Origin of the sequence: Mycobacterium persicum, assembly GCF_002086915.1 — a bacterium.
Classification (GTDB): Bacteria; Actinomycetota; Actinomycetes; order Mycobacteriales; family Mycobacteriaceae; genus Mycobacterium; species Mycobacterium persicum.
This window is the reverse complement of record NZ_MWQA01000001.1, coordinates 5,098,483-5,113,585: the sequence shown is the minus strand read 5'-3', so window position 1 is coordinate 5,113,585 and position 15,103 is coordinate 5,098,483. Positions and strand designations below refer to the sequence as shown.

General features: G+C 67.7%; 15 protein-coding genes. 9 read left to right on the top strand and 6 right to left on the bottom strand.

The window, feature by feature from the left end; translation table 11 throughout:
• The first annotated feature begins 22 nt into the window (after nt 1-22).
• Nucleotides 23-985, top strand: a complete 963-nt coding sequence (locus B4U45_RS23395; protein WP_075545852.1) for an alpha/beta hydrolase — start codon at nt 23-25, stop codon at nt 983-985.
• Between the two features lie 52 nt (nt 986-1,037).
• Here the strand turns inward: B4U45_RS23395 and B4U45_RS23390 are convergent, their stop codons facing one another.
• Entirely contained in the window at nt 1,038-1,994 is a 957-nt protein-coding gene (locus tag B4U45_RS23390; RefSeq protein ID WP_075545851.1) for an electron transfer flavoprotein subunit alpha/FixB family protein, read from the bottom strand.
• A 35-nt stretch (nt 1,995-2,029) separates the two neighbouring features.
• Complete coding sequence (locus B4U45_RS23385) at nt 2,030-2,830, bottom strand: electron transfer flavoprotein subunit beta/FixA family protein (protein WP_075545850.1); 801 nt, start codon at nt 2,828-2,830, stop codon at nt 2,030-2,032.
• A gap of 271 nt (nt 2,831-3,101) precedes the next feature.
• On the opposite strand from B4U45_RS23385, the gene B4U45_RS23380 reads away from it, so the two are divergent.
• From B4U45_RS23380 to B4U45_RS23370, 3 genes are all read left to right on the top strand, one after another.
• Entirely contained in the window at nt 3,102-3,926 is an 825-nt protein-coding gene (locus B4U45_RS23380; protein WP_075545849.1) for a class I SAM-dependent methyltransferase, read from the top strand.
• Nucleotides 3,923-5,503, top strand: coding sequence for a 1,4-alpha-glucan branching protein domain-containing protein (locus tag B4U45_RS23375; RefSeq protein ID WP_075545848.1), 1,581 nt, complete (start codon nt 3,923-3,925; stop codon nt 5,501-5,503). Before B4U45_RS23380 ends, B4U45_RS23375 begins: the two co-directional genes overlap by 4 nt.
• 127 nt (nt 5,504-5,630) lie before the next feature.
• Nucleotides 5,631-6,875 carry a glycosyltransferase family 4 protein gene (locus B4U45_RS23370; RefSeq protein ID WP_075545847.1) on the top strand — a complete coding sequence of 415 codons (1,245 nt, stop codon included), beginning with the start codon at nt 5,631-5,633 and terminating at the stop codon, nt 6,873-6,875.
• Here B4U45_RS23370 and B4U45_RS23365 read toward each other — a convergent pair.
• From B4U45_RS23365 to B4U45_RS23355, 3 genes are all read right to left on the bottom strand, one after another.
• Entirely contained in the window at nt 6,872-7,846 is a 975-nt protein-coding gene (locus B4U45_RS23365; protein ID WP_075545882.1) for an SDR family NAD(P)-dependent oxidoreductase, read from the bottom strand. The genes B4U45_RS23370 and B4U45_RS23365 overlap by 4 nt on opposite strands.
• A 16-nt stretch (nt 7,847-7,862) precedes the next feature.
• Nucleotides 7,863-8,576, bottom strand: coding sequence for a catalase family protein (locus B4U45_RS23360; protein ID WP_075545846.1), 714 nt, complete (start codon nt 8,574-8,576; stop codon nt 7,863-7,865).
• Between the two features lie 107 nt (nt 8,577-8,683).
• Nucleotides 8,684-9,388 carry an Rv1815 family serine proteinase gene (locus tag B4U45_RS23355; RefSeq protein WP_075545845.1) on the bottom strand — a complete coding sequence of 235 codons (705 nt, stop codon included), beginning with the start codon at nt 9,386-9,388 and terminating at the stop codon, nt 8,684-8,686.
• Between the two features lie 474 nt (nt 9,389-9,862).
• On the opposite strand from B4U45_RS23355, the gene B4U45_RS23350 reads away from it, so the two are divergent.
• Nucleotides 9,863-10,357 (top strand): STAS domain-containing protein, encoded by a 495-nt coding sequence (locus tag B4U45_RS23350; protein WP_082275269.1) that lies wholly within the window; start codon nt 9,863-9,865, stop codon nt 10,355-10,357.
• Between the two features lie 15 nt (nt 10,358-10,372).
• Here B4U45_RS23350 and B4U45_RS23345 read toward each other — a convergent pair whose 3' ends face one another.
• Nucleotides 10,373-11,023, bottom strand: a complete 651-nt coding sequence (locus B4U45_RS23345; RefSeq protein WP_075545843.1) for an SOUL family heme-binding protein — start codon at nt 11,021-11,023, stop codon at nt 10,373-10,375.
• A gap of 220 nt (nt 11,024-11,243) precedes the next feature.
• Here B4U45_RS23345 and B4U45_RS23340 point away from each other — a divergent pair, with 220 nt between their 5' ends.
• From B4U45_RS23340 to B4U45_RS23325, 4 genes are all read left to right on the top strand, one after another.
• Entirely contained in the window at nt 11,244-11,639 is a 396-nt protein-coding gene (locus tag B4U45_RS23340) for a hypothetical protein (RefSeq protein WP_075545881.1), read from the top strand.
• A gap of 474 nt (nt 11,640-12,113) precedes the next feature.
• Nucleotides 12,114-12,347, top strand: coding sequence for a microaggregate-binding protein 1 (gene mbp1 / locus B4U45_RS23335; RefSeq protein WP_075509453.1), 234 nt, complete (start codon nt 12,114-12,116; stop codon nt 12,345-12,347).
• Between the two features lie 157 nt (nt 12,348-12,504).
• Entirely contained in the window at nt 12,505-14,628 is a 2,124-nt protein-coding gene (locus B4U45_RS23330; protein ID WP_075545842.1) for an MMPL family transporter, read from the top strand.
• Nucleotides 14,621-15,100, top strand: a complete 480-nt coding sequence (locus tag B4U45_RS23325; protein ID WP_075545841.1) for a TspO/MBR family protein — start codon at nt 14,621-14,623, stop codon at nt 15,098-15,100. Before B4U45_RS23330 ends, B4U45_RS23325 begins: the two co-directional genes overlap by 8 nt.
• The last annotated feature ends 3 nt before the right edge of the window (nt 15,101-15,103 follow it).

Here is a 15,103-nt window from a genome sequence, read left to right as displayed (position 1 = left end):
ACCCGGTTCGCACCTGACCGCCGTGGGCCTGCAGATCGACCAGGAAGTGCTCGCCGAGCTGGCGTTGCTGAAAGCGGGCGGGGCCGAGTCCGAGCCGCCGCCGGTAGGCGATGTGGCGACCCGGAGGGCCAACAGCAAGCGCACCGTCGATCAGCTCATGGCCACCCGCCCGCCGATAGCTGGTGTGGAGGTGCAGCACCACGCGGTAGCCACCGACGACGGTGCGACACTGACGTTGCACTGGTACCGCGCGACGACGGAGCCCCCACCCGGCAGTGCCGTGCTCTATTTGCATGGCGGCGGAATGATTTTCGGCATGCGCGAACTGGGCGGCCTCTACGACTGGCTCGCGCGACGCTACGTCGCCGACTCCGGTGTGCCGATGTTGCTCGTCGACTATCGCACCGCACCGGAGGTTTCGCACCCCGTCCCGGTGCACGACTGCTTTGCCGCCTTGGAATGGCTGCACGGCCACGTCGACGAATTGGGCATCGATCCGGCCCGGGTGGCCGTGATGGGCGACAGCGCCGGCGGCGGGCTGGCCGCCGCGGTGTGCCTGATGGCTCGCGATCGCGGGGGCCCCGCAATCGCCCAGCAGCTGTTGATCTATCCGATGCTCGACGATCGCACCTGCCTGCCCGACCCCGAACTGGTGCCGTTCGTTACCTGGACCTACGACGACAACATCACCGGCTGGCAGGCCCTACTGGGCCAGAGCGCCGGCACCGATGACGTCAGTTCTTATGCGGCTCCGGCGCGGGTGAGCGATGTTAAGCAGCTGCCGCCCACCTACATCGACGTGGGTGACCTCGACATCTTCCGGGACGAGGACGTCGCCTACGCGCGCCGCCTGGCGGTGGCCGGCGTGCCAACCGAATTGCATGTGTATCCAGGTTGTCCGCACGCATTCGAAAGCATGGCTCCCAATGCCGCGGTTTCCCGGCGGGTGATCGCCGGCCGCGTGCGGCGGTTGCGGACCATCTAAGGCACTTTGCGATCGTCCGCTTGCGCCGGGATCGCCAAGACCCGGCGGGTTGCTAACCCTTGCGGGCCTTGATCGCCTCGGTCAGCTGCGGAGCGACCTTGAACAAGTCGCCGACCACGCCGTAGTCGGCGATCTCGAAGATCGGCGCCTCCTCATCCTTGTTGACCGCGACGATGGTCTTGGAGGTCTGCATGCCCGCGCGGTGCTGGATCGCTCCGGAGATGCCCAGCGCGATGTAGAGCTGCGGCGACACCGTCTTGCCGGTCTGACCGACCTGGAACTGGCCCGGGTAGTAGCCGGAGTCGACGGCGGCACGGGATGCGCCGACGGCGCCACCGAGCGAGTCGGCCAGCGCCTCGACCACGCTGAAGTTCTCTGCGCTGCCAACACCGCGGCCACCCGACACCACGACGGTGGCCTCGGTCAACTCCGGCCGGTCACCGGCCACCGCGGGCTGGCGGGAGGTGATCTTGGTCGCGTTCTCGGCGGGAGCCGGCACTTCCACGCTGACCTGCTCACCCGCGCCGTCGGCCGGCTGCGCCTCGATGGCGCCGGCGCGCACGGAGATCACCGGGGTATCGCCGTTGGCCTGCGCCTCGACGGTGAACGCGCCACCGAAGATGCTGTGGACGCCCACTGCACCCTCTCGGACGTCCACCACGTCGACGAGCAGGCCGGACCCGATCCGGGCGGCGAGCCGGCCGGCGATCTCCTTGCCGTCGGCGGTGGCGGCCACCAGCACGGCGGCCGGGGCCGAGGACTCGGCCAGCGCCGCGAGCACGTCGACATACGGCGTGATCAGGTAGTGGTCGACGACATCTGATTCGGCGACGTAGATCTTGGCGGCACCGGCCGCCTTCAGTCCGTCGACCAGCGGCGCGGCGGTGCCCGGGGCGCCGACCACGACGGCCGCCGGCTCGCCCAGCGCCCGGGCGGCGGTGATCAATTCGGAGGTGACTTTTTTCAGCGCACCTTCAGCGTGCTCAACGAGCACCAGTACTTCAGCCATGGGTTATATCGCTCTCGTCTCGGAATAGCGCTGGTTTAGATGATTTTCTGGCCGACCAAATACTGCAGGATCTGGTTGCCACCCTCGCCCTCGTCGGCGACCTTCTCACCGGCCGTTTTCGGCGGCTTGGGCGTCGAGGACAACACCGCGGTCCCGGCATTGGCCAGCCCCACCTCGTCGGCCTCGACACCGATCTCGGCCAGAGTCAGCACGGTGACCTCTTTCTTCTTGGCGGCCATGATGCCTTTGAAGGACGGGAAGCGTGGCTCGTTGATCTTCTCGTTGACGCTGACCACCGCCGGCAGGGTGGCCTCGAGGGTGAACACACCGTCATCGGTCTCGCGCTCACCGACAACTTTGCCGCCCTCGACCGACAGCTTGCGCAGATGGGTGAGCTGCGGCAGGCCCAGGTACTCGGCGATGATGGCCGGCACGGCGCCGCCCACGCCGTCGGTGGACTCGTTGCCCGCAATCACCAGCTCGGTGCCTTCAATGGTGCCCAGGGCACGCGCCAGCGCCCACCCGGTCTGGATGACATCGGAGCCGTGCATCCCGTCGTCCTTGAGGTGCACGGCCTTATCGGCACCCATGGACAACGCCTTGCGAATCGCCTCGGTGGCACGCTCGGGGCCCGCGGTCAGCACCGTCACCGACCCTTCGACGCCGTCGGCTGCCTCCCGCTCCCGGATCTGCAGCGCCTCTTCCACAGCGCGCTCGTTGATCTCGTCCAGGACCGCATCGGCGGCCTCACGGTCGAGCGTCCAGTCACCCTCGGTCAGCTTGCGCTCCGACCAGGTATCCGGGACCTGCTTGATCAGGACCACGATGTTTGTCATGAGTGTGGCTCGTCCTCCTCGAAGGCGTCCGGCAGCGCTCGTCAGCCGGACTCGGTCACGCGGTTTCGCAACCGCACAGGCATGTTACTAGGCGGTAACTTTTTGCGGTCTGCCCCCACACCATAGCGGGTCGTACTTGCCGGATTGCCCGGTCACCCCGGCAAACGGGGCCCCTCGGCTCGCTGGTCGGCACCTGCCGCATCCTTGCCGGGCCGCCGCTAGCCGGTGCGCGGTTCGCGAATCGGGCGCTACGGGTTAGCCTGCCTTAGCAATGAGCGCATTCGTCCCCGGCCTTCCCCGAAACACCCCGACCGACTCCCCGCCGGCGGTCTCTCCGACGACCCCGACGGTGCTCACCTTGACGGGTGAACGGACCATCCCCGACCTGGACGTCGAGAACTACTGGTTCCGCCGCCACGAGGTCGTCTATCAGCGGCTGGCGCCCCGCTGCGCGGGCCGTGACGTGCTGGAAGCCGGGTGCGGCGAGGGCTACGGCGCCGACCTGATCGCCACTGTGGCCCGTCGGGTGGTCGCGATCGACTACGACGAGGCCGCCGTGGCACATGTTCGCAGCCGCTATCCCCGGGTCGACGTGATGCAGGCCAACCTGGCAGAGCTGCCGCTGCCTGACGCGTCGGTGGACGTCGTGGTCAACTTCCAGGTCATCGAGCATCTCTGGGACCAGAGCGGTTTCGTTCGGGAGTGCGCCCGGGTGCTGCGCCCGTCGGGCCTGTTGATGATGTCCACCCCGAATCGGATCACCTTCTCCCCCGGTCGCGACACCCCGATCAACCCCTTCCACACCCGCGAGCTCAACGCCGACGAACTCACCGAGTTGCTGGTCAACGAGGGCTTCACCGAGGTGGCCATGTACGGGTTGTTTCATGGGCCGCGGTTGCGCGACATGGACGCCCGCCACGGCGGTTCGATCATCGACGCCCAGATCGAGCGGGCGGTCGCCGACGCGCCGTGGCCCGCCGAGCTGGCCGCTGACGTCGCGGCGGTCACCACGGACGACTTCGACATGGTGAACCAGGACGACAGCCGCGACATTCACGACAGCCTGGACCTGATCGCAATCGCGGTGCGGCCGTGAACGCACCCGCAAGCCGGGTGCCCGGAATGTTCACCCTGGTGTTGCACACCCACCTGCCCTGGCTGGCCCACCACGGCCGGTGGCCGGTCGGCGAGGAGTGGCTCTACCAATCCTGGTCGGCCGCCTACCTGCCGTTGTTTCGGGTGCTGCGGGAGTTGGCCGGCGAAGACCGCAGGGGCTTGATCACTCTGGGCATGACCCCGGTGGTCAACGCCCAGCTCGACGACCCCTATTGCCTGAGCGGGATGCACCACTGGCTGGCCAACTGGCGCTTGCGCGCCACCGAAGCCACCAGCGTGCGGGGCGCGCCGCGCTCGAAATCGGCGCACTATCAATCATGCACGCCGGAAGCATTGCGGCCGTTCGGTATTCGCGAGTGCATCGAGGCGGACCAAGCACTTGAGCACTTCGCGACGCTGTGGCGTCACGGCGGCAGTCCGCTGCTGCGCGGCTTGATCGACGCCGACGCGGTGGAGCTGCTCGGCGGGCCGCTGGCGCATCCCTTCCAGCCATTGCTGAATCCCCGGCTGCGCGAGTTCGCGTTACGCGAAGGCTTGGCCGACGCGTGCTTGCGGATGGCGGCACGCCCGACCGGAATCTGGGCGCCCGAATGCGCCTACGCCCCGGGCCTGGAGCACGACTACGCCGCCGCGGGAGTCAGCCACTTCATGGTGGACGGGCCGTCGCTGCACGGGGACACCGCGCTGGGCCGGCCGGTCGGCGACACCGACGTGGTGGCGTTCGGGCGTGACCTGCAGGTCAGCTATCGGGTGTGGTCGCCGAAATCCGGTTACCCCGGACACGCGGCCTACCGCGATTTCCACACCTACGACCATCTGACGGGTCTCAAGCCGGCCCGAGTCACCGGCCGCAATGTGCCCTCGGAGGCCAAGGCGCCCTATGACCCCGAGCGGGCCGATCGTGCGGTCGACGTTCATGTCGCCGACTTCGTCGACCTGGTGCGCGGGCGGCTGATCGCCGAGTCGGAGCGGATCGGGCGGCCCGCCCACGTCATCGCCGCCTTCGACACCGAATTGTTCGGCCATTGGTGGTATGAGGGGCCGACATGGCTGGCGCGGGTGTTGCGGGCGTTGCCGGCCGCCGGGGTGCGAGTCGGCACGCTGCTCGACGCGCTCGATGACGGGTTCGTCGGCGACCCGGTCGAATTACCGCCCAGCTCTTGGGGTTCCGGCAAAGACTGGCAGGTGTGGAACGGCGAGAAGGTGGCCGACCTGGTCCAGCTCAACTCCGAAGTCGTCGACACCGCGTTGACCACCGTCGACAAGGCTTTGGCGCAGACGGCATCGCTGGACGGGCCGATCCCCCGCGATCATGTCGCCGATCAGATCCTGCGCGAGACGCTGCTGACCGTCTCCAGCGACTGGCCGTTCATGGTGAGCAAGGACTCGGCCGCCGACTATGCCCGGTATCGCGCGCATCTGCACGCCCATGCGACCCGAGAGATCGCCGGGGCGCTGGCTTCTGGCAGGCGCGACAACGCGCAGCGGCTGGCCGATGGCTGGAACCGCGCCGACGGTCTGTTCGGCGCTCTTGATGCCCGAAGGCTGCCCCGATGACGGCTTTATCGGGTCCGCCGGGCCGCCGAGACTGCGCTGGCCGCATCCATCCTGCGCTCAGCGTCTATTCGGGGGTCGAAGCCGCGCTGTGGTTGCAGTTTCGGCGACGGAATGGGGGGCCGTTTCGATGAAAATCCTGATGGTGTCGTGGGAGTACCCGCCGGTGGTGATCGGCGGGCTCGGCCGCCATGTGCACCATCTGTCGACCGCATTGGCCGCGGCCGGTCACGACGTCGTCGTGCTGTCCCGCCGGCCCGCCGGCACCGACCCCAGCACCCACCCGTCGTCCGATATGGTCAGCGAAGGGGTGCGGGTGATCGCGGCCGCACAGGATCCGCACGAATTCAGCTTCGGCAGCGACATGATGGCCTGGACCCTGGCGATGGGTCATGCGATGATCCGGGCCGGCCTGTCGCTCAAGAGGCACGGCACCGACCGGCCGTGGCGTCCCGACGTCGTGCACGCCCACGACTGGCTGGTGGCGCATCCGGCCATCGCGCTCGCCCAGTTCTACGACGTGCCAATGGTTTCCACAATTCACGCGACCGAAGCCGGGCGGCATTCCGGCTGGGTCGCCGGAACGATCAGTCGTCAGGTGCACGCGGTCGAGTCGTGGCTGGTGCGCGAATCCGATTCGATCATCACGTGTTCGGCGTCGATGAGCGACGAGATCACCGAGCTCTTCGGTCCGGGCCTGGCTGAAACCACGGTGATCCGCAACGGTATTGACGCGGCGCGCTGGCCATTCGCGGTCCGACGCGCGCGCACCGGGGCGCCCGAGCTACTGTACGTCGGCCGGCTGGAATACGAGAAGGGTGTGCACGACGCCATCGCCGCGCTGCCGCGGATCAGGCGAGCCCACCCGGGTACCACCCTGACTATCGCCGGCGAAGGCACCCAACGGGATTGGCTGGTCGAGCAGGCCCGTAAGCACCGGGTACTCAAGGCAACCACGTTCGTCGGACACCTCGACCACACCGAACTATTGGCGGTGTTACACCGAGCGGACGCGGCGGTATTCCCCAGCCACTATGAGCCGTTCGGGCTGGTCGCCTTGGAAGCCGCCGCCGCCGGCGCCCCGCTGGTGACGTCGAACATCGGCGGCCTGGGCGAAGCGGTGATCAACGGGGTGACCGGGATATCGTGTCCGCCCCGCGATGTGGCGGGGCTGGCCGCCGCGGTGTCCGCGGTGCTCGCCGACCCGGCCGCCGCGCAGCAGCGGGCCCGCGCCGCCCGCGACCGGCTCACCTCCGACTTCGATTGGCGGACAGTCGCCGAAGAGACCGCTCAGGTGTATCTGGCGGCCAAACGCCGCGAACGGCAGCCACTGCCCCGGCTGCCGATCGCCGAGCACGCCCTGCCGGACCGCTAGTCCACACCATCCAGGCCGATCGCTGTCGCGCAATACCGCCACAGCACATCGCGATCGCGGTCACTGGAACGGGTCCAGGGCAGGTAATGCTCGGGTCGGAGCCGGCGATCGTGCCAAAAGGTGCCGGTCGGTGGTGCGGGACTGGTCGCGGCGAGCCACACGGCGGTGTCGGCGCCCTCCTCCAGGGTGCGCAGCAGCGGCCCGGTGACGGCGCGAAAACCCGGAAGTGACGACGCTACGCCCGGAGTATCGGCCCAACCCGGATGCATGGAATACACGCGGATGTGCCGGTCGGCCCAGCGGCGGGCCAGGATCGGGGTGAATGCCACCTGCATCCGTTTGGTGCGGGCATACGCGACGGCGCCACGGTAGCGACCGATGCGATATTCGGGGTCCTCGACGGGCAGCGACTGGGTATACATCCCGCCGGAGGACATCAGGATCACCCGCGGGTCGTCGGAGGCAGCCAGCATCGGAGCCAGCAGCTCGGTCAGCAGTATCGGCCCCAAAACATGTGTGGCCAAAGTGATTTCGTGGCCATCGGCGGCCTCGTCGCGGGTCGCGGGCAGCAATCCGGCGTTGTGGATCAGCACGTCCAGCCGCGACACCCGGGTGCGCAGGTCGGCGGCGAAGGTGCGGACGGCGTCCAGGTCGGAGACGTCGCACACCTCCACCCGCACGTCGGCGCCCGATTCGGCGACGATCTCGTCGCGGGCCCGCTCACCGTTCTCGCGGTCGCGAACGGTCAGCAGTACGGTCGCGTCCAGCCCGGCCAGACCCGCGGCGATGGCCTTGCCCAGGCCGCGATTGGCGCCGGTGACCAGCGCGGTGCGGCCCCGCAGCGCACCCGGCGGCGGGTCACCGGACCAGCCCGATCGGCGAAGCCGATAGCCGATGCGGGTGTAACCGGGCACGATCGTCCGGTCGAGGGCCGTGTCGAGCAGCGGGCGCAGCCGGCCGAAAACGCTCATACCGCCCCATACTTCCCTATCCCCCGTGGCAGCGGCACCCGCCGGCGGCTGCGCCGGCATGTCGGCCGTCACGGCTTCGCGCGTAGGCACGGCCCCGTAGGTCCGCCAGCCATCCCGGAAACAGCCGCAACCCGGGCACGGTGTTGACCACCGGATCGAACGACACGTCGTTACCCGGGCCCGGACTGGCGACACTGGTCAGCCTCAGGTGCGCCACCTTCTCGAAATTGGCTCTGCCGCAAGCTTGGTCGAGGGCCAGTTCGACGCCACCGTCGTTGATTCGTTCCCGAACATCGCCGAGAGACAGGCCGAATCCATTGATATCGGTCAGTATTCGCGCTCGTAGCCACCAGTACTTTGCCCGGTAGCGCAACGGCATGAGGGTGGTCATGGGTGGGCCCGTCCACGATGTGACCGGCCGCAGCGCCAGCGCCCGGCTCAGGACACCAGATCCCGCGGAGACCAACAGGATGTCCCACGGTGTCGCGTCGACCCGCGGGGGCGCGACCCGCAGAGCCAGCCCGATGAAGTCGGGCAGGGACCCGGGCGTGCCGCCTGCTTTTGACACCCTGACCACGACGTCGGACGACGGCACCGGAAGCCCGGTGGACGCCGGCGCAACGCGTTCGATCGAACCTGACGCGATGACGCCGACCGGGTGGAAGATTCGACTACCGCGGATCGCGGATCCCCACTGAAAAGGCCGAGCGACGAAGTCGGAAACAGTCATCCGCGCCGGGTTCCCCTTCTCGGGATTGCGAAACCAGCACTCGGGGCCGGCCGGTCATCGTTGCCGCGCAGCTACTTTCGGGTCTGTCCCGGTTCGAACTGGGTCGTTCACCGGCCGATGGTGTGTCCCAAGGGCGGCTGTATCGGGCCAGCCGACCGTGCGTCGATGTAGAGCTGCCGCATGACCGCCTGCCAAGACTGGGCCCACAGCGTCGAGCCGCGCGCCCCGTCGAGCAGTCCGACAATGACGGCGCGGTTGTCGTCGGTCAGTGTATATACCGGCCCGCCCAGCTCGCGCTGGTCTGCGGTCATGTCGGCAATGGCAAACCCGTCGTTACCGACCGAGCTGACCCGGCCGCAGACGTGCCCGGAGGATATTCCGCCATGGCACACCGGCAGCGCCGGTTGCACGCTGAATCCCGGGATGGACTGCAGTTGACGGCCGCCGGGCAACAGCTCTGAGGCGATCACCTCGGGTGCCAGTGTGATGACTTCGTATTCGACGCCCGCTGCGGAGTCGGCTGCCGCGGGTTCGTTGACGGTGTCGCGCCGGGCGAGCATCACGCTACCGACCACGTTCCCATTACTGTCGGTCACGGTGGCCCCCTCGTCGCAGCGGCCGGCGCTCACCGCGATCCGCAGCCGCGGTTCGACGAACCCCACCGTGCACACCACGGCGCCCTGATGAATTTCCATGCCCGGAAATACCGTGACACCGGGTTTGGCCGCAGCGGGCGCCGGTGTACTGAGCACCACCAACGCGATCGCTATAGCTACCGCGGAATGGCGAAATCCGTACCACACGGTTTCCATTTGGCCGCTACCATTCCTCGTCTCCACAAGGGCAACTTCCGCAACCGTCAATTCCAGGCTGTACAAGCCGCCTAGCGGGCTCAGATTACCCCTTTTCCGGCGCGGTGAAACCCAAATATCGCAGAAACACCAGGGCGGTGGCGAGTACATTTTCCGGCGGCGATCTGGTCGCAGAGCGGTCGGTTACGGGCCCGCGGTCGAAGGTCAACAGGCGAAGTGGTTAGGGGGGCAGTAGCCGAAAAGCGAAGACTCGGCGTGGTTGCCCGACCTCGGCGGCTCTGCCGAAATCTGTTGTGCCGCTGGCATTTAATCGCTGCCCCGGGCTTCGCGTCGGGTCCGCCTACGGCCACCGCGCCGCGGCTGCCGGCATTAGGCTTTTCGACGAGGTTGAGTTCACAGCTGACCACCGCGGGGGCGGTGTCCCAAAGGCTGTAGCTCCCGCGCCCACCACCACACTCGATGGGCTCGAAGAATATGACTGCTTTAGGGGCTATCAGCCCACCAGAACAACCCCGCTGCCGCTATGTGGTCGACTGCGCAGGGGCACGACTGTGCGTTTACGCGCGCAGCCTGGCCACCATTGCGCGCATCGACGGAGAGATCGACGCTTCGAACGCCGAGCGCATTGCCCACGAAATTCGGCGCTTCGCGCGGGTGAAGGCGCCGTTGATACTCGATCTGAGCCACCTCGAGTTCCTCAGCGTTGACGGTTTTCGGGCTCTTTTGGTGCTCAACGACGAACACCACAAAGCCGGCCTGCACTGCAGCGTGATCGCGGGTCCTGCGATGCGTCCGCTACTGCGGATTGTCATCAATCACGGTCTGCCTGTTGCCGATTCGGTTGCCGAGGCTCTGCAGTTGATCGAGGACGTCATCCGCTCGCGCCGTCAGTTCCTTGCCGGACTGGTCAAACAACGCGAACCGCAGCGCCAAACCCCGCTCGCGCAAGTCTCCGGAGATCGTCGCTAGAACTGCCCGCGGCGGTCACCGCCTCGTCACCGGTACGGCAACTTCGTTGCGGCGCAAGCATGGCAGCGTCCACGGTGGGTCATAAAACCACGCCACCGGAGCACCGGCCGGCGCGTACTCGGTGCCGTCGAGCAGCCCGAGCAATTCGTCGGTGTGTGCGGCGACGGCGCCGGGTCCGCGGTCACCGCTGAAACGCAGCACGGCATAATCCTGCGCCGGTACCGAGACGAGTTCGACGGATTCGTCGTCCGGCGTGGGTAGGGTATCCAGCCTCCATTTAGCCGGCATGAAAAACCGGATCACCCAGGCGCCGTCGCCGCCCGCTTGCTGTGCTACCGGGGCCGTCATGGCGATGCGCATTCCCGGGCCGGCTGCTCCACCGGCCCGTTGCTGACTGACCGGAGCCGTCATCGCGATTTTCGAATTCGCATGATTCGCACCGAAGATGTAGCCCGCCAGTGCACGGAATCCGCGATTGCGGGCACCTTCCTCGGTATCGGCGACGACGACTTCGGCCGCGATTCGTGGGCCGTAGCGGCGGATCTGAAGTCCGCCGTGGAGCTGCTCTACGGTATGGGGCGGTTTCTCGGTCCCGACCCGCACCCCGACGACCGAGCCGGCCGCCTCGACGACCTGGGTCAGCAGTGGCGCGACACATCCCAGCATGCTGCGGACCTACCTTTCGTGTGCTTCACGGCCTAACGGCGCGGACCAGCCCGACGTGTCGGCTCTGAAAATATCGAATGGCAGTCTCTTTTTCCGCAGCAATCCTATTTTCCGGCAAAACGCCGCGCACCGCGCCGGAGCCGGTGTAGACCACGATGCGACGGCCAGTAGCCTCGGTACGAACAGCGGTGGCGCGAAGGCGCAAGACGGGAGCCGGGCAATGAAACCGCAGAACCGGGGACAACACTTTCCCTATCGCTACGATCCTCGCCTTGCCGCGATGTGGCTTCCGTTTCGGTGGCCGGGACGCCAGGGCGTGACGCTGACGGACGACGGCCGTTTTCTGGCTCGCTACGGGCCATTTCGTGTCGAAGCGCCGTTGTCGAGCGTCCGCGACGCGCATATCACCGGTCCGTATCGATGGTGGACCGCGGTCGGCCCCCGGCTGTCGATGGTCGATGACGGACTCACCTTCGGCACGAACGCGCGGGCCGGGGTGTGCGTCCACTTCGAACCGCCTGTTCACCGGGTGCTGGGACTGCGCGACCACTCGGCCTTGACGGTGACCGTCGCAGACCCTGAAGGGCTGGTGGCCGCGCTCAAGGGCATTCGGTAGCCGCGGCGGGCCGGGCCGCCGCGGAAGGGCTTTCGGACCGGCGCTGACGAGACGTCCGTTGCCACATCGACCATGCCGCCACGGATACCACGATTGCCGTGGTGATCGCGGCCGCCGGAAGAACCAGCTGCGCCAACCACAGTCGCCGTTGCACCCGCAGCACGGTGCGCTCTGCGCGCCGGACGCGCCGGGCTGCCTCTCCCGCGTTCACCCCACCCACATACCCGCTAGCAGCAGCGCGAAACTCCGGCCGGAGCACCGCGTTCACCGGCGGGCCGGCCGGCCGCGGTCTTTCAGGGTCGCGCCGGAGACGACGATCACCCTGCCGCACCCGTCTGCGGAGCTCCGCCGGCATTTCGCTGGCCTCGACGGGCGACCCGGGGGTCCGCGAAGGTTTCCTTTCGAGACTTAACGGGAAACTGAGGTCGAGGGCGGGGTAATGCCGCCGAATCGAGAAATCAGCGGGAGGCAGAAATGGCAAGCAGAAGTGGACCCCTGGAAGCCGTCAGCGGCATAGTCGAGGGCGTCAAGGGCGCGATCAAGCAAGTCATCGGTTTGGTGACCGGCAATGATCGGCTTGCGCAGGAAGCAAAAGCCCAGCAGGACAAGGCCGACGCCCAACGCCAGGCCGCCAAGAAGGAGGCTGCGGCCGAATCGGCCCGTGCCGGCGCGAAGGCGGCAAAAGAACGGCAGCAGGCCAACCAGTAGTTCGTCGACACGGTGGGCCCGGCCGGAATTCCTGGCCGGGCCCACCGTCGATTTACATTGGCGTACAACGTATTCGAGCATTGTTCTGCGGTCGCCGCCACGCGGCCGGACCCGGGCCGCCATAGTGGTTAGTTTGCTTAATACTTAAAAAATTGAAATGCTTGCCGGCGTGGTGTGGGACGGGCTCGCGGCTGCGGTGACCGGTAGGCGGTCATGGCTGATCACCTTGGGCGTTGTCCTGTTCGGCGTCGGCTTCATGGTGTTGATCGGCCCCAATGCCGCGGCGGGTCAGGCACCGCAATCGCTGCCGAGCAACTCCGCGTCGGCCAAAGTCGAGGCGCTCTCGGCTCAGTTCCCCGGCGGCGACCGCGCTCCGCTGCTGGTGGTCCTCACCCGCCGCGCCGACGGCGCCGTCCTGGACGGCGCCGATCTCAAAGCCGCCGAACAAGTCCGCGATCGGATGCGGGCGGCTGCCCAACCGGGCGCGCCGCCGGCACCGCTGCCCGTGCAGGTATCGGCCGACGGCAAAGCGGCCATCGGGGTGGTGCCGATCAGCACCGGCCTTTCCGGGTTGGAACTCACCGACGCGGTCACGTCGCTGCGCGCCGCCGCGCACCGCGGGCTGCCGGCAGATCTCGATGCCCACGTCACCGGAGGCCCGGCGTTCGGCGCCGACATCGCCAACGCGTTCTCCGGCGCCAATGTCACCTTGCTGGCTGTCACAGGAACCGTGGTCGCGCTGCTGCTGATCGCGACCTACCGATCGCCGGTGTTGTGGCTGCTGCCGCTGCTGGTGATCGGGTTCGCCGACCGACTTGCCGCGGCTGCCGGGACCGCGGTCGCCTCGGTGACCGGGCTCAGCTTCGACGGGGCTACCTCCGGGATCACCAGCGTGCTGGTCTTCGGCGCCGGCACCAACTATGCGCTGTTGTTGATTTCGCGTTATCGCCAGGAACTTCGGCGACACGCGGAACACCGCGGCGCCCTGCGCCGCGCGGTGCGCATGGCCGCGCCGGCGATCGTCGCCAGCAACGCCACCGTGGTGCTGGCGTTGCTCACGCTGCTTTTTGCCGCTACTCCCAGCACCCGCAGCCTGGGTGCGCTGGCGGCCTGCGGACTGCTCGTCGCCGCGGTGTCGGTGCTGGTGGTGCTGCCGCCGCTGCTGGCGTTGAGCGGCCGGCGACTGTTTTGGCCCTTCATCCCGGAGCCGGATGCCGGCGCGACCCTCGAATCGGGACTGTGGCACAGCGTCGCCGAACGGGTTGCCCGCCGCCCCGCCCTGGTCGCGGCGGCCACCCTCGCCCTGCTGGTCCTGCTGGCCACCGGGTTACTCGGCACCCGCACCGGTTTGTCGCAGACCGAGCAATTCCGGGTCAAGGCCGATTCGGTGGCCGGGTTCGACATCGTCGACCGGCATTTTCCGGCCGGACTGGCCAGCCCGACGATCGTCGTGGCCCCCGCCGCACAGGTGCCGCAGGTGCAACAGGCGATCAGCGCCACACCCGGAGTGGTATCGGCGACCGAGTCGGCTAGGTCGACGACCGGGTTGGCGAAATGGTCGGTAGTGATCGATGCGCCGCCGGCATCCAAGAAGGCGTTCAGTATCGTTGCAGCACTGCGCGATTCGACCGCCGCGGTATCCCCCGGTGCGTTGGTGGGCGGCGCCGACGCCCAAGCCCTCGACGTCGGCGACGCGGCCGCACACGACCGCAGGGTGCTGATTCCGGCGATCCTGATGGTCATCCTGCTCGTGCTGTACGTACTGCTGCGAGCCGCGTTGGCGCCGCCTACCCTGCTGGCCGCGACCATTCTCGGCGCGCTGGCCGCACTGGGACTGGGTGGCTGGGCCAGCATGCACGTCTTCGGATTCGCGGCACTGGACAACAGCACCCCGTTGTTCGCTTTCCTGTTCCTGGCCGCGCTCGGGGTCGACTACACCATCTTCTTGGTCACCCGCGCCCGCGAGGAAGCCGCACACCACGGCGCCCGCGACGGAATGATCCGCGCGGTGTCGGCCACCGGCGGCGTCATCACCAGCGCGGGAATCGTATTGGCCGCTGTTTTCTGCGTCTTGGGCGTGCTGCCGCTGATTGCGCTGACCCAGATTGGGATCATCGTGGGGCTGGGAATCCTGCTGGACACCTTCGTCGTGCGCACGCTGGTGATCCCGGCTGTGTTCACCCTGATCGGTGATCGTATCTGGTGGCCAAATTTCCCGAATATGGCTAGATATCAACATGATTCAGCCTATTCACCGGCGAATGGAGGATTGGATGAATAAGTCGACACTGACCGCTACCGGGCTGGCCGTCACCGCGGCGGCGGGTGCCGGAAGCATCGCCAGCCCGGGATCCACCGCCGGGTGGTACGCGCGGCTTCGCAAGCCCGGGTACCAGCCGCCAAGCATCGCCTTCCCGATGGTCTGGACCACCCTCTACGGCGACATCGCCCTCAGTTCCGCGGTGGCCCTCGACCGGTTGCGCGCAGCGGGACACCACGACAAGGCGCGCCGCTATGTCGCCGCGCTGGGCATCAACTTGGTGCTCAACGGCGGATGGAGTTGGCTGTTCTTCCGGTTCCACAAACTCGGCGCGTCCGCGGTGGGCGCCGCGGTCTTGGCGACCAGCAGCGCCGACCTGGTGCGCCGGACCGCCGGAGCAGATCGACGCGCGGGGCTGGCGATGCTTCCCTACGCAGTGTGGACGGCCTTCGCCACCGTGCTGGCCACCCACCTCTGGCGGCTCAACCGCTGACCG

Excerpts from the sequence above, each read along its gene's own strand:
- B4U45_RS23380 (WP_075545849.1), top strand. The coding sequence starts at position 3,102 with ATGAGCGCATTCGTCCCCGGCCTTCCCCGAAACACCCCGACCGACTCC.
- B4U45_RS23345 (WP_075545843.1), bottom strand. The coding sequence starts at position 11,023 with ATGCTGGGATGTGTCGCGCCACTGCTGACCCAGGTCGTCGAGGCGGCC.
- B4U45_RS23365 (WP_075545882.1), bottom strand. The coding sequence starts at position 7,846 with ATGAGCGTTTTCGGCCGGCTGCGCCCGCTGCTCGACACGGCCCTCGAC.
- B4U45_RS23350 (WP_082275269.1), top strand. The coding sequence starts at position 9,863 with ATGACTGCTTTAGGGGCTATCAGCCCACCAGAACAACCCCGCTGCCGC.
- B4U45_RS23385 (WP_075545850.1), bottom strand. The coding sequence starts at position 2,830 with ATGACAAACATCGTGGTCCTGATCAAGCAGGTCCCGGATACCTGGTCG.
- B4U45_RS23390 (WP_075545851.1), bottom strand. The coding sequence starts at position 1,994 with ATGGCTGAAGTACTGGTGCTCGTTGAGCACGCTGAAGGTGCGCTGAAA.
- B4U45_RS23330 (WP_075545842.1), top strand. The coding sequence starts at position 12,505 with ATGCTTGCCGGCGTGGTGTGGGACGGGCTCGCGGCTGCGGTGACCGGT.
- B4U45_RS23370 (WP_075545847.1), top strand. The coding sequence starts at position 5,631 with ATGAAAATCCTGATGGTGTCGTGGGAGTACCCGCCGGTGGTGATCGGC.
- B4U45_RS23355 (WP_075545845.1), bottom strand. The coding sequence starts at position 9,388 with ATGGAAACCGTGTGGTACGGATTTCGCCATTCCGCGGTAGCTATAGCG.
- B4U45_RS23360 (WP_075545846.1), bottom strand. The coding sequence starts at position 8,576 with ATGACTGTTTCCGACTTCGTCGCTCGGCCTTTTCAGTGGGGATCCGCG.
- B4U45_RS23340 (WP_075545881.1), top strand. The coding sequence starts at position 11,244 with ATGAAACCGCAGAACCGGGGACAACACTTTCCCTATCGCTACGATCCT.
- mbp1 (WP_075509453.1), top strand. The coding sequence starts at position 12,114 with ATGGCAAGCAGAAGTGGACCCCTGGAAGCCGTCAGCGGCATAGTCGAG.
- B4U45_RS23325 (WP_075545841.1), top strand. The coding sequence starts at position 14,621 with ATGAATAAGTCGACACTGACCGCTACCGGGCTGGCCGTCACCGCGGCG.